Origin of the sequence: Pseudomonas azadiae (assembly GCF_019145355.1) — a bacterium.
Taxonomy (GTDB): domain Bacteria; phylum Pseudomonadota; class Gammaproteobacteria; order Pseudomonadales; family Pseudomonadaceae; genus Aquipseudomonas; species Aquipseudomonas azadiae.
This window is the reverse complement of record NZ_JAHSTY010000001.1, coordinates 2,750,265-2,764,368: the sequence shown is the minus strand read 5'-3', so window position 1 is coordinate 2,764,368 and position 14,104 is coordinate 2,750,265. Positions and strand designations below refer to the sequence as shown.

Here is a 14,104-nt window from a genome sequence, read left to right as displayed (position 1 = left end):
CAATCGGAGCTCCCATGTCCTGGAATAATCGCGTGGTCTGGTCGGAAGGCATGTTCATCGGAACGCAGCACTTCCAGCAGCATGACCGTTACCTGGAAAACCTGATCGACGCCCGCAGCCGCCCGCTGTGCGCAGGCGCCTGGGGTTTTTCCGAGTTGCTGATCGACCAGGGCCTGCTGGCCCAGGGCAAGCTGGCAATCGTCTCGGCACGCGGCCTGTTGCCCGACGGCACGCCATTCAATATTCCCCAGGATGACCTGGCGCCGAGCCCGCTGAATATCGACGACAACCTGCGCGACGGCCTGGTGTACCTGGCCCTGCCGCTCAAGCGCGCTGGCGCCCGCGATACCGTGGAAGAAGGCGAAGCCCTGGAAGCCGCGCGTTACGTGAGCCAGGTACGCGAAGTGCGTGACGATAACGCGCCGTTCGAAAACCGCGCGCCCGTGGCCGTTGGTTCACGTGCCCTGCGCTTGCTGACCGCCCAGGATGGCATCAGCGACTACGCCGCCGTGGGCCTGGTGCGCATCAAGGAAAAACGTGCCGACCGCGCGCTGGTGCTCGACGACACTTACATTCCGCCCGTACTCGACGTGGCCGCGAGCAAGCCGCTGACCGCGTTTCGCAGTGAATTGCTCGGCCTGCTGCACCAGCGCGGCGAGGCCCTGGCTGGCCGCGTGGTTGCGTCGGGCGCCGGCGGTGCGTCGGAGATTGCCGACTTCATGCTGCTGCAACTGGTCAACCGGGCCCAACCACTGGTCCAGCATTTGAGCCAACTGAGCCCGTTGCACCCCGAGCGCTTCTACAGCGAACTGGTCAGCCTGGCCGGCGAGTTCTCGACCTTTTCGACCTCGGGCCGCCGCCCTCAGGAATACCCGCAGTACCAGCACGACGACCTGGCCCTGAGCTTCGCCCCGGTGATGACGGCATTGCGCGAAGCGCTGTCGATGCTGATCGACAGCAAGGCCACGCCGATCCCGATTGTCGAGAAAGCCTACGGCGTCCATGTGGCGATGCTGGCCGACAAGACCTTGCTCGACAGCGCCAGCTTCATCCTGGTGGTGCGTGCCGATGTGCCCGGCGAAACCCTGCGCGCGCGTTTCGGCCAGCAGAGCAAAGTCGGTTCGGTGGAACACATCCGCGACCTGGTCAACCTGCAACTGCCGGGCATCAGCCTGTTGCCGTTGCCGGTGGCGCCACGCCAACTGCCGTATCACGCGGGCTCGACCTATTACGAGCTGGACCGTGGCAGCGAGGCCTGGCAACAGCTGAGCAATTCCGGCGGTTTCGCTTTTCACATCGCCGGGCAGTTCCCGGGCTTGAACCTGGCCTTCTGGGCGATCCGAGGATAATCCGCGATGCACCCCAACGATGATGACCGCACCCAGTTCATGCCGCGTCCGGGTGGCCGGGCGCCGGAACCTGCGCGCGCCGAACCTGCGCCTTTGGCGATGCCGGCCGCGCCGATGCTCACCGGCAAGGGCCAGGGCCTGAACCCGCTGGAAAGCGCCGCCGGTCCGCTGCTCGCCTTGCTGACGCGTCTGCGCAGCACCATCGCTCACCCGGCGCCGGCCAGCCTGCGTGCGCAGTTGCTGGCCTACCTGCGCCAGTTCGAAGAGCGCGCCGAAGCCGCCGGCGTCGCCCGCAACGAAGTGCTGCTGGCGCGCTACGCGCTGTGTACGGCGCTGGATGAGGCGGTGCTGAGCACGCCGTGGGGCAGCACCAGTGATTGGGGTAAGCAAAGCCTGCTGATCACCGTGCACAACGAAGCCTGGGGCGGCGAAAAGGTCTTCCAGTTGCTCGACCACTGCCTGCAAAGCCCACGCGAACGCCTGTACCTGCTGGAGCTGTTGTACTTGTGCATGTGCCTGGGTTTCGAAGGCCGCTATCGCGTGATGAACGACGGTCGTAGCCAGCTGGAAGCCCTGCGCGAACGCACCGCCGCGGCCATTCGCAGCGCCCGTGGGGAGCATGAGCGCGAGCTGTCGCCGCACTGGCGCGGCGTGACCGTGGCGCGTGATCGCCTGGCGCAATTCATGCCGCCGTGGATCGCCGTGGCCATCGGCCTGGCGCTGCTGTTGGCGCTGCTGTTTGTCTTGCGCCTGTTGCTGGCGGCTGACGCCGAGCCGGTATTCAAGAATATCCATGCGCTGGGGGAAATCCCGGTGCAGGCCATCGACCGTCCGGTGGCGCAGCCCAAAGTCATTGAGCGGCCGCGCCTGGCGGGCTTCCTCGCTGAGGAAATCAAGGCCGGCCGCGTCGCCGTGGAAGATAAGGTCGATCGCTCGGTGGTGACCATTCGTGGCGATGAACTGTTCGCCTCCGCCAGCGCCAGCATCGTCGACGATTATCAGCCACTGATGCTGCGCATTGCCGACGCTATCCGCAAGGTCAAGGGCCAGGTGCGTGTCACCGGTCACAGCGATAACCGCCCGATTGCCACGCTGCGCTTTCCGTCCAACTGGGCCTTGTCCGAAGCACGGGCCAAGTCGGTGCTGGAGATTCTGGCGGCCAAGACCGGCCAGGCCGATCGCTTCAGTGCCGAGGGCCGCAGCGACACCGAGCCGTTGGCGACCAACGCAACAGCCGAAGGCCGTGCCCGCAATCGTCGGGTTGAAATCACCGTATTGGCGGAGGGCGTCGAGTGAAGGCGTTGTTCAGTTTCATGATTCGCTGGGTGATCCCCGTGCTGGGCCTGATTGCCCTGAGCCTGATCATCTGGTTTGTCGGGCCGTTGCTCGATGTGCTGGTGCCGGAAGGACGCCGTTGGGCGCTGATCATCCTGGTGTTTGCGCTGTGGATCGCCTACCGGGTGTTTCGCATCGTCCAGGCGCAGCGTCAGGCCGCCGAGGTGATGCGCAGCCTGGCCGCCGAAACCCCGGCCGACCCGAACAGCGTCGCCACGGCCGAAGAACTCACCACCCTGCGCCAGCGCATGGACGAGGCCCTGGCGCTGCTGAAAAAGGCCAAGCTGGGTGGCGATGAGCGCCGCAACCTCTACGAGCTGCCGTGGTACGTGATCATTGGCCCACCGGGGTCGGGCAAGACCACGGCGCTGGTCAACTCGGGGCTGCATTTCCCGCTCGCCGCACAATTGGGCGCAGGCGCCGTGCGTGGCGTCGGCGGTACGCGCAACTGCGACTGGTGGTTTACCGATCAAGCCGTATTGCTCGACACCGCAGGCCGCTACACCACCCAGGACAGCAACTCCACGGTGGATAAAGCCGCGTGGCTGGGTTTCCTCGACCTGCTGAAAAAGCAGCGCTCGCGCCGGCCCATCGACGGTGCATTCATTGCCATCAGCCTCTCGGACTTGCTGCTCGGCACCGACGCCGAGCGCGCCGCCCACGCAGCGGCGATCCGCCTGCGCATCCAGGAGCTGTACACCCAACTGGGCGTGCGCTTCCCGATCTACCTGATGCTGACCAAGCTCGACCTGGTGCCGGGCTTCATGGAGTTCTTCGACAACCTGAGCAAGGAAGAGCGTGCCCAGGTGTGGGGCATGACCTTTGCCCTGGACGACGGCAAAAACAGCGACAGCCCGCTGGCGCACCTGCAAAGCGAATTCGCCGGCCTGGAGCAGCGCCTTAACGAACGGCTGGTGGAACGCCTGCAACAGGAACGCGACCCGGCGCGGCGTGACCTGATCTACGGCTTCCCGCAGCAGTTCGGTGCATTGAAGGATTGCCTGCAAAGCTTTCTTGAAGGCGTGTTCAAACCCAATGCCTTTGAAGAGCGCGTGTTGCTGCGCGGCGTGTACTTCACCAGCGGCACCCAGGAAGGCAGCCCGATCGACCGCCTGATCGGCGCCATGGCCCAGAGCATGAACCTGGACCGCCAGCACCTGGCGCGCCAGAGCGGCACCGGGCGCAGCTACTTCATCGAAAAACTGTTCACCGCCGTGGCGTTTGCCGAACGTGGATTGGTAGGCGTGAACCCCAAGGTCGAACGGCGCCGCAAATGGATCGCGCGCGGTGTGCTGGCTGCCACCGTGGCATTGGTCGTGGTGGTCAGCGGTCTGTGGTGGGTGAGTTACCGCGCCAACCAGGCGTATATCGCGCAGGTCGACCAGAAGGTTGCGCCGCTGGGCCAGGCGGTGCAGAACCTGAGCCCGGCGCAGCGCGAAGTGCTCGCGGTGCTGCCGTTGCTCAACGCGGTGAAGAACCTGGCGGGCGATTCGCCAAGCTGGTCCGAAGGCCTCGGCCTGTATCAGGGCGACATGCTTGAAGCCGAGTCCGCCAGCGTCTATCGCAAGCTGTTGATTGCCGTGTTCGCGCCACGCCTGGTGACGCGCATCGAAGAACAACTGCACGGCGGCGGCAATTCCGACTTCCTCTATGAAGGCCTCAAGGCCTACTTGATGCTCGCCGACCCCGAGCATTACGACCCGGACTTCATCAAGGCCTGGATCGCCCTCGACTGGGACCGCAACCTGCCGCGCGACCTGCCGGCCGATCAGCGCCAGGCGTTGGCCGGGCACTTGCAGGCCCTGTTCGAACGCCATCCGCCGAGTGCGCGCCTCGACCCGCGCCTGATCGACGATCTGCGCCGCCAACTGCAACAACTGCCGGTGGCGCAGCGCGTCTACGACCGGGTCAAACGCCAGAAGCTGCCCGAAGGCATTCCGGACTTTCGCATCAACGAAGCCGCCGGCCGTGATGCGGCGCTGGTGTTCAGCCGCAAGAGCGGCAAGCCGCTGGGCGAGCCGCTGAGTGGCTTCTTCACCGCCAAGGGCTATCGCCAGGCGTTCCTGCTGAGCAGCTTGAACCAGACCGGCACCCTCGCTGAAGAGCAATGGGTGCTCGGCCAGGAGCAGGCCGACCAGCAGAACGTAGTCAGCCTGGCCGCCGATGTGCGCCGCCTGTATTTCCAGGATTACCAGCGCCAGTGGGATGCCTTGCTGGCGGACATCGACTTTGTGCCGATCACCAGCGTGGCCCAGGCGGCCGATGTGCTGCGGGTGATTTCCGGACCCTCCTCGCCGCTGAAAAAACTGCTGGTGGCAGTGGCCAGGGAAACCGACCTGCAAGCTGAAGAGCGCCAACTGGTCGCCAAAGGCGTGCCGGTGGAAGGCGGCGTCGACAAACTCAAGGAGCGCCTCGGCAGCCTGCTCGGCCAGGAACAACCGAGCACCAGTGCACCTGCCGCCACGGATGACCCGGTGACGGCGCACTTTGCCGAACTCAACAGCATTGTCAGCAAGAATGAAGGCGAACCGGCGGCCATCGACGGCCTGCTCACCGACATGAACGCGCTGTATGTGCAGGTCAGCGCCATGGTCGGCGCCAGCGGTGATGCCTTGCTTGGCGAGGCGAAGAACCAGGCGGCGGCTGCGGCGACGCGGGTCAGCCTGAATGCCGAACGCCAGCCGCCGCTGGTGCAGGGCCTGGTCAAGTCAGTGGTCAACTCCACCACCAACAGCATGATGGGCGGGGTACGCAACCAGTTGAACGCGGCCTGGGTCAGCGAAGTGGTCAACGTGTATCGCCAGTCTCTGGCCGGGCGTTACCCAATGTCGCCGGGCAGCGCGCGGGATGCGACCCTGGATGACTTCGGTCAGTTCTTCGGCGTCGGCGGGGTGATGGATAACTACTTCCGCAAGTACCTGCAGCCCTACGTGGATACTTCGGCGCAGACCTGGCGCTGGCAACCGGGCGCTGCGCAGAAGCTGGGGATTGCACCGGGTGTGCTGCAAACCTTCCAGCGTGCCGCGACGATTCGTGACGCGTTCTTCAGGTCGGGGGGCACCCAGCCCATCGTGCGTTTCGAACTCAAGCCCGTCTCGATGGACCCGACCATCACCCAGTTCCTGCTCGACCTGGACGGCCAGCAATTGAGCTACGACCACGGCCCAAGCCGCCCGGTGGCGATGCAATGGCCGAACCCCGGCAGCATTGGCGTGGTGCGCATTTCGATCATGCCGCCGTCGGCCAGCGGCCGCTCCGGCGTAACCTTGGACGGGCCGTGGGCCTGGTTCCGCCTGCTGGAACAATCGGACCTCACCGCCGGTAATTCGCCGGACCGCTTCAACCTGCGCCTGCGCGTCGATGGTGCGAGCATCGCCTACGAGCTGCGCGCCAACAGCGCCTTCAACCCGTTCAAGAGCCGCGTGCTCAGCGGCTTCAGCCTGCCGGAGCGGCTATGACGACGCTGGGTTTCTACGGCAAGTTGGCCAGTCGCGGGGATTTCGTCAGCCGTGCCTTGCCCCAGAGTTTTGTCGGCCCGTGGGACAGCTGGCTGGCGGCGGGGCTGCTCGCCAGCCAGAGCAGCCTGGGCGGCGAGTGGCTCAACGTGTACCTGGTCAGCCCGTTGTGGCGCTTCGTGCTGGCGCCGGGCGTGTGCGGGCCGGACGCGGCGGCGGGCGTGGTGATGCCGAGCATCGACCGGGTCGGACGCTACTTCCCGCTGGCGGTGGTGGCGTTGCTCGATCACGACACCAACCCGGCGTCCCTGGTGGGCGGGCCGGATACGTGGTTTGAACAGGCCGAAGCGTTGTTGCTCAGCACGCTGGATGCCGGCGCGACCTTCGAACGGTTCAATGACGGCCTCGACGACCTTGGTTTGCCGGCCACTGAACCGCGTGCGGTGGACAGCCGCTTCGCCGGCCTGCAGCGGGTCGCCGCCGCCGTGCCACATCAGCGCCTGGCCGCGCTCGCCGAACAGGCCTGCGAAGGCGCGAGCCTGTGGTGGGGCCGTGGTTCGCAACGTATTTCCCCCGGTTTATTGCGGTGTCAGGGCCTGCCTGCCGCCGGCGATTTTGCGCAGTTTTTGCTCGGACAAGAAGGTGTGGTGTAGATGGGGGCGACGTACAAATCCGCGAGCAAAAGCCATGTGGGCATGGTGCGCCAGGTGAATGAAGACGCTTGCCTGGACCTGCCGGAGAACCGCCTGTGGGTGGTGGCCGACGGCATGGGCGGGCACGCCGCGGGCGACTACGTGAGCAGCCTGATCGTCGACAGCCTGCGCAGTGTGCCGGTGGGGCGCTCCCTGGAGGAATATTCGGCGGCGTTGCGCAATGACCTGATCCGCATCAACGCCGCCGTGCGCGAAGAAACCGCCAACCGTGGCGTGACCATGATGGGCAGTACCGTGGTGGTGCTGGCCGCCCGTGGCTTGCGCGGTGTGTGCCTATGGGCCGGCGACAGTCGCTTGTACCGCCTGCGCGACGGCGTGCTGGAGGGCCTTTCGCGCGATCACAGCTACGTGCAAGACCTGCAAGACAGCGGCCTGCTCAGCGAAGCCGACGCCCGCACCCATCCGCGCGCCAATATCGTCACCCGCGCCGTCGGCGTGGAGGCCCAGCTTGAAGTGGCGGTGCTCGACCTGCTGATCGCCCCCGGTGACAGTTACTTGCTGTGCAGCGACGGCCTGAACAAGACCGTCGAAGACCATGAGATCCGCGAAGTCCTCAGCCACGACGCGCCGGATGAAATCGTGCGCAGCCTGGTGCACCTGGGGCTGAACCGGGGCGCGCCGGACAACATCACCGCCATCGTCGTGAAGGTATCGTCATGAACATCGTCATCCCTGGTTATGACATCGAAGGCGAGATCGGCGAAGGCGCCATGGCCAGCGTGTACCTGGCGACCCAGCGTTCGCTGGAGCGCAAGGTGGCGCTCAAGGTCATGGCGGCGGCACTGGCTGCAGACCCGACCTTCTGCGAGCGCTTCCTGCGCGAGGGCAAGACCCTGGCGCGCCTGTCGCATCCGCACACGGTGACCATCCATGACATCGGCAACGTCGGTGAGCTGTACTACATGGCCATGGAATACCTGCCCAATGGCACGCTCAAGGAGCGCATCGCCGCCGGCCTGACGCCGGAGCAGGGCGTAACGCTGATCCGCCAGATTGCTTCGGCGCTGGGCTATGCCCACGCTCAGGGTCTGGTGCACCGCGATGTGAAGCCGGCGAACATTCTGTTCCGCGCCGATGGCACGGCGGTGCTGTCGGACTTCGGCATCGCCAAGTCACTGGACGACCGCACCCAATTCACCCAGGCCGGGTTCGCCGTGGGCACGCCGAGCTATATGAGCCCGGAACAGGCGCGCGGCCAGGAGATCGACGGCCGCGCGGACTTGTATGCGCTGGGCGTGGTGCTCTACGAGATTCTGGTCGGCGAGTTGCCTTACCGCGGCACCGATGCACTCTCGACGGCGCTCGCGCACCTGACTGAGCCGTTGCCGGAGTTGCCGGTGCACCACGGCCGCTACCAGGAGGTGCTGCGCAAGTTGCTGGCCAAGGACCCGGCGGAGCGTTTCGCGGATGCGACGGCGTTGTTGCGGGCCCTGGATAATCTGCCGGCGGAGTCGCCCGAGGCCACGCTGGTGCGACCGCTGCCGATTCCGATGAGTTTCGATTTGGCCGGCATCACTCCGGAATCCATCGAGATACCCACCGACAAACCCCAGGCAGTGCGCCAGCCGGTGGTGACGCCAACGCAACACCATGCGGTGTCCGAACAGCGCCGTGGGCCGGTGTTGGCGTTGGCCGCTGTTGCGGTGGCGGTGGCGTTGGCCATTGGTGGCGCCAGTTACTGGTGGTTGAGCGGCAGCGATCAGCCGGCCAAACCGCCCGCTGCGCTGCTGCCGAAGGTGACGCCACCACCGGCTGCGGTCGCTGACGTGGATGGCGGTCAGCGTCCGCTGTTGATGGCGGGCAAGAAGACCTTGTTCCAGCGTGTCCTCAGCAAGCCGGGGGCGAAGCTGTCGACTGATGCGGGCGGCGCACCCGGCAAGGCCCTGCCGGCGTTTTCGGTGCTCTACGTTTACCAGCGCAAAGACGTCGACGGCAGCCCGTGGGTGCGCGTCGGTGCCGCCACCGACGGGCGCAGCGACGGTTGGCTGCCGGCGGCCCAGGTCAGCGACTGGAAGCAGAGCCTGGTGCTGAAATTCACCGAACGCTCGGGCCGGGCGCCGGTGATGTTCCTGCGCCAATCCAGTGAAGTGGAAAAACTGCTGGCCGATCCTTCGGCGGCCAAAAGTGTGCTGGCCAAGGCGCAGAAAAACAGCGACGACAATAGCCAGATCCTCGCCCTGGAACCGACCGCCAGCGCCGTGCCGCAGAACCAGTTCTACCTGCTGCCGATCTTCGATGCCAAAGAGAGCTTCGACGAGAACGGCCAGCCGGTGCAGTTGCTCAATGTGGCTTCCATCGATCCGGGCAGCAGCGCCGCCAAACCGTCTACGCCGGTGATCAACGCGAATGCCGATGCCTTCCGCACGGCTGTGGTATTGGTGGTCGATACCACCGTGTCGATGCAGCCCTACATCGACCAGATCCGCGACGTGGTGCATGAACTGCAAACCCGCATCGGCGAGCGCGGCGAGTTGGACAGCGTCAGCTTCGGCATGGTGGGTTTTCGCAACAGCATCAAGAAAACCCCAGGCCTGGAATACGTGGCCAAGACCCTGATCACCCTCGACCAGGGCCGCGATCCGCAACGCTTCCTCGACATGGCGCGCCAGGTCAAAGCGTCCAGCGTGTCGAGCCATTCGTTCAACGAAGACGCGTTCGCCGGGGTGATGCAAGCGGTGAACGGCATGGATTGGTCGGGTTACGGCGGGCGTATCATCCTGCTGGTCACCGATGCCGGCGCACTGCGCAAGAATGACCCGTTCGCCACGACCCAAATGAACGAAGCCGAAGTGCGCCAGGCCGCGCTGGGCAAGCAGATCAAGATCTACGCGCTGCACTTGCGCACCGACGCCGGCAAGAAAACCCACGCCGGGGCCGAGAGCCAGTACCGCATCCTTACCGCCGACGCCAACCCGCAGATCGGCGACCTCTACACCCCGGTGCCGGGTGGCGATGTGCGCAAGTTGGGTGAGCGCGTGGATGAGGTCGGCACGGTGTTCGCCAACCTCGTGCATCAAGTGCGCAGCAATACGCCGCAGCCGGTGCCGTTGCTGAGCGGTGCGCCTAGCCTTGCGGATAAATCCGCAGCGGTCGGTTATGCCATGCACATGGATTTCCTCGGTCGCAAGGGCGCAAGCCAGGCGCCGCAACTGGTCAGCGCCTGGACCGCCGACCGCGACCTGACCAACCCGGCGCTGCCGGCGTTCCAGGTGTGCGTCATGCTGACCAAATTGCAGCTCAACGACCTGCAGCAGTCGCTGAAACTGATCGTCGATGCCGCGCGCAAGACCCAGACGTCACCCAAGGATTTTTTCCAGGAAATCGCCAGCGCTTCGGCCTACATGAGCCGCGACCCGCAAGCCCTGCGCAAGGGCGGCAACCTGGCCGACGGCGGCATTCTTGGCGAATACCTGGAAGGCCTGCCGTATCGCAGCAAGTCGCTGAACATGACCCAGGATTTGTGGTTGTCGTTGAGCGTGGCCGAGCAGGAAGACTTCATCGACGAGCTGGATTCGAAGATCCGCCTCTATGAAACCTTCCACAATGACCTGGCCAACTGGGTTCGTTTCGGCGATGCCGAACCGGGCGATGCGTTGTACCGCGTGCCGTTGTCGACGCTGCCGTGATGTTGAACCTGAGCGCGGTGCACAAGAACCGGGGCGTCGGTAGCCAGCGCTACAGCCTGGTAATCCCGGCGCTGGCGCTGCGCGCGGGTGAACAAGTGGCGATTGTCGGGCCGAGCGGCTGTGGCAAGAGCACCTTGCTGGACCTGTTGGCGCTGGTATTGGCGCCGGATCAGGTCGGGCAATTTGAATTCAACCGGCAGGACATCGCCGGGCTGTGGCGGGCGGACAAGCAATCCACCTTGGCCGCGCTGCGCAGCGAGCATTTGGGCTATGTGCTGCAAACCGGTGGCCTGCTGGGCTTTCTTGATGTGCGCGGCAATATCGCCTTGTCCCGGCAACTGCTGGGCTTGAAGGACGACGGCAGCGTGGCGCGCCTGGCCGAGCAATTGGAGATCGGCGATCAGTTGGCCAAGAAACCGGCTGCGCTTTCCGTGGGCCAACGCCAGCGTGTCAGCTGTGCTCGCGCGTTGGCCCATGCGCCGCAACTGGTGTTGGCGGACGAACCGACGGCGTCCCTCGACCCCTTGAACGCCGAGCGCGTGATGCACGCCCTGCTGGCCCAGGCCGGTAAACACCGTGCGGCCTGTGTGATCGCCACCCATGACGAGCCGCTTGCCCGCGCCAGTGGCTTGCAGGTGCGGCGCATCAGTTGCCGTCGCGACACCGACGGCGGCGTCACCGCCACCCTCGGGGAGGCGTGCTGATGCGCATCGGTCTGGTGGCGTCGCTGGCCTGGCAGGACTATCGCAACGATGCCTGGCTGTCCGCCTGTTCGGTGCTGGCACTGGTCGCGGTCATCGCGCCTTTGCTGGTGTTATTCGGCCTGAAATTTGGACTGGTTAGCAGTTTGACCGAACGTTTGCAGACCGATCCCGCCACCCGTGAAATTATTCCGCTGGGCGGTGGTCGATTCAGCAGCGCGTTTATCACGCAACTTGGCCAGCGCGCCGATGTGGCGTTTGCCATACCGCGTACGCGGCAGATTGCGGCGACGGCGCAGGTGGGCACGTTGGCCCTGGAGATGCTGCCGACGGCGTCGGGCGACCCCTTGCTCGCCGGGCTACCGGTGCCAAGGGGCCTGGACCAGATCGTGTTGAGCCACACCGCGGCCGAGAAGCTGGCGGCGCGGCCTGGGGATTGGCTGGAAAGCAGTTTTGCGCGGCAAGTGGCGGGGCGCGTGGAGGCCCAGCGCACGCGGGTACAAGTGCTGGCGGTACTGCCGTTGGAAGCCTTTGCCCGCGACGGTTTGTTTGCCGACTTGCGGCTGCTTGAAGCCGTTGAAGATTACCGCGATGGCCGTACAGTGCCGACGTTGGGGTGGACCGGCGATGAAGTGGGTGTGAGCGAGCAGCGTGTGTATCCGGCGTTTCGCCTGTATGCGCGCAGCCTCACCGACGTGGAGTCGCTGCGCGTGTTTTTCGCCGGACAGAATCTGCTGGTGTCGACCCAGGCGCAGACCATCGCGCAGGTGCAGTCTTTGAGCCGCAATCTGTCGATTGTGTTTTGGGTGATCTGTGGGCTGGCGTTGGCGGGGGCATTCGCGGCTATCTTTGCTGGCGCGCTGGCTGCGGTGGCGCGCAAGCGGCGAGAATTGTCGGTGTTGCGCCTGTTGGGGTTTTCCACCGGTGGGCTGTTGTTGTTTGTGGTGCTTCAGGCGCTCTATAGCGCAGGCTTTGCCGCCGTGCTCAGCGCCGGTCTGCATGGCCTGGCCGAGGCGGGCTTGAATAAATTATTCGTGCAGGTGCCGGGCGAACACGCCAGCCGCCTGCTGGCGCATCATTACGGCCTGGGCCTGGTTGCAGTCCTCGGCGTCAGCGCCGTGGCGGCGGCCTGTGGCGGTTGGCGAGTGGCGCGTATCCAGGCTTCTGAAGGAATCAGAGATGTATAAGTTACTAGGCGCCGCCGTGGCGCTGACCCTGGCTTCGCTGGCCTGGGCCGATGAGGCCAGCGACAAGCTGGACAACCCCAAGCCGTTGCCGGACGACGTCAGCCTGCCGCTGCCGTGCGAAGGCAATATGGTGTTCCGCTACGCCTACGTGTTGGCCCAAGGCACCCTGGACGACCGCGAGATCAGTCTCGGCTACCCGTTTTCTGAAGGCGAGGCGGGCTACCAGCAGTCGTTTATTTCCGGTTACCGCCGCGATTTCATCAACGGCCAGTTCACCCTCAAGGACTTGCCCAAGGAGTGGAATAAAGTCATCGCGCCCTTGATGCCCAAGACCGATGCCAAGACCCCGCTCAAGCCGATGCTGTATTTCATCGGCAAGTACGAAGTGACCGCGCGCCAATACGCCCAAGTGATGGCCCAGGCGCAGTCCCTGGCCAGTGGCGAACCTGCGCCCGCATGCGATGCGCCCACCGGCATGGCCGGGCGCTTGCCCAAGGTCAAGCTGTCGCGCTTTGAAGCCGAGCGTTTCTCGGCGGTATACAGCGCCTGGTTGATGAAATACCACCGCGAGCTGTTGCCCGTGAGCGGGCGCGGCGCTTCGGCGGACGACGGCGGCCTGGGCTTTGTGCGCCTGCCTACCGAAGTGGAGTGGGAGTTCGCCGCGCGCGGTGGCCAGGCCGTGAGCCGCCAGGACCTGGAAGGACGCCTGTTCCCGCGCCGCGTCGAAGGCAGCGAAAGCGACGGCCCGCTCGGCGATTACGCGGTGTTCAACCAGGTTGCCGGCGGCACCGGCCAGGCCGCGCGCCTGATGCCCATCGGCACCAAATTGCCCAACCCGATCGGTCTGTTCGATGTGATCGGCAACGCAGCGGAAATGGTCCAGGAGTCGTTCCAACTGGTGCACGCCGGGCGCCGCCAAGGCACGTATGGCGGCTTTGTGGTCAAGGGCGGCAATTACCTGGAAGGCGAGGGTACGTTGTTCACCGGCATGCGCCGCGAATACCCGTTGTTCGCCGCCGACGGCACCGAGCAAAGCAACGAGACCACGGGTTTTCGCGTGGCGATCGGCGCGCTGTCGGCACCGCGCTCGCGCTACAAGGAGCTGTTCGCCCAATGGCAGAAAGAGGGGCGCCTGGCGTCGTTGACCGACGCCATCGACGACGCCCAGGACCCGACCAAGCGCCTGGACAGCATCATTGCCGCCAGCGTCGACCCCAAGCTGCAAGCCGAGCTGGGGCTGGTCAACGAGGAGCTCAAGCGCAACGTCTCGCTGATCGCCCAACAACGCGAAGAAGCGGCGGGCAACCTGATTCAATCGGCCGCGCTGGTTGCTGAAACCATCAGCAACTACAACATCCGCCTGGCCAACCTGCAGAAGAGTCGCCAGCAGGCCCTGGATAGCAAAGACACGGCCAGCGCCCAGCTGTTTGAGATGGCTATCGCCAATGGTCGCAGCGCCCTCGATGGCGCGGTGGCGATCTACATCGACAACCTGGCCACCGGCACGCGCTACACCGATGCGGTGATCCAGGCGCAGTTTCAACGGATCAAGGAAGAGTTGGATCGCAAGCCAGTGCTCGGCAAGAGCCTGGTGACGCGCGCAACACTGTTCGTTCGCCATGTCGGCAACTACCGCAAGCAACAGCGGGCCGACCCGGCAACGATCTTGAAGGAATTGCTCGCAGCGAGCGGTCAGCGGTCTTGATCGTTGGCTGTATGGCGAGCTTGGAAGGGACTC

Annotated in this window: 9 protein-coding genes; all 9 read left to right on the top strand. The window is 65.1% G+C overall.

Annotated elements, in window-relative coordinates; all coding sequences use genetic code 11:
* Nucleotides 1-14: 14 nt before the first annotated feature.
* Genes tssK through KVG91_RS12610 form a run of 9 tightly spaced genes read left to right on the top strand, consistent with a single transcriptional unit; the run spans nt 15 to nt 14,071 of the window.
* On the top strand, nt 15-1,349 hold the full coding sequence (gene tssK / locus KVG91_RS12650) for a type VI secretion system baseplate subunit TssK (RefSeq protein ID WP_169376370.1): 1,335 nt from the start codon (nt 15-17) through the stop codon (nt 1,347-1,349).
* A 6-nt stretch (nt 1,350-1,355) separates the two neighbouring features.
* The gene (locus KVG91_RS12645; RefSeq protein ID WP_169376369.1) at nt 1,356-2,645 is read left to right on the top strand and encodes a DotU family type VI secretion system protein; all 1,290 of its coding nucleotides are present in this window, start codon (nt 1,356-1,358) and stop codon (nt 2,643-2,645) included.
* Nucleotides 2,642-6,142: a type VI secretion system membrane subunit TssM gene (tssM, locus tag KVG91_RS12640; protein WP_169376368.1), complete on the top strand. Its 3,501-nt coding sequence runs from the start codon at nt 2,642-2,644 to the stop codon at nt 6,140-6,142. Before KVG91_RS12645 ends, tssM begins: the two co-directional genes overlap by 4 nt.
* Complete coding sequence (gene tagF / locus KVG91_RS12635) at nt 6,139-6,792, top strand: type VI secretion system-associated protein TagF (RefSeq protein ID WP_169376367.1); 654 nt, start codon at nt 6,139-6,141, stop codon at nt 6,790-6,792. The genes tssM and tagF overlap by 4 nt, the downstream gene beginning before the upstream one ends.
* Entirely contained in the window at nt 6,793-7,512 is a 720-nt protein-coding gene (locus KVG91_RS12630; protein WP_169376366.1) for a PP2C family protein-serine/threonine phosphatase, read from the top strand.
* Nucleotides 7,509-10,478 carry a serine/threonine-protein kinase gene (locus KVG91_RS12625; protein WP_169376365.1) on the top strand — a complete coding sequence of 990 codons (2,970 nt, stop codon included), beginning with the start codon at nt 7,509-7,511 and terminating at the stop codon, nt 10,476-10,478. The genes KVG91_RS12630 and KVG91_RS12625 overlap by 4 nt, the downstream gene beginning before the upstream one ends.
* Entirely contained in the window at nt 10,478-11,182 is a 705-nt protein-coding gene (locus KVG91_RS12620; RefSeq protein WP_169376414.1) for an ABC transporter ATP-binding protein, read from the top strand. Before KVG91_RS12625 ends, KVG91_RS12620 begins: the two co-directional genes overlap by 1 nt.
* Nucleotides 11,182-12,366 (top strand): ABC transporter permease family protein, encoded by a 1,185-nt coding sequence (locus KVG91_RS12615; RefSeq protein WP_169376364.1) that lies wholly within the window; start codon nt 11,182-11,184, stop codon nt 12,364-12,366. Before KVG91_RS12620 ends, KVG91_RS12615 begins: the two co-directional genes overlap by 1 nt.
* The gene (locus tag KVG91_RS12610; protein WP_169376363.1) at nt 12,359-14,071 is read left to right on the top strand and encodes a formylglycine-generating enzyme family protein; all 1,713 of its coding nucleotides are present in this window, start codon (nt 12,359-12,361) and stop codon (nt 14,069-14,071) included. Before KVG91_RS12615 ends, KVG91_RS12610 begins: the two co-directional genes overlap by 8 nt.
* The last annotated feature ends 33 nt before the right edge of the window (nt 14,072-14,104 follow it).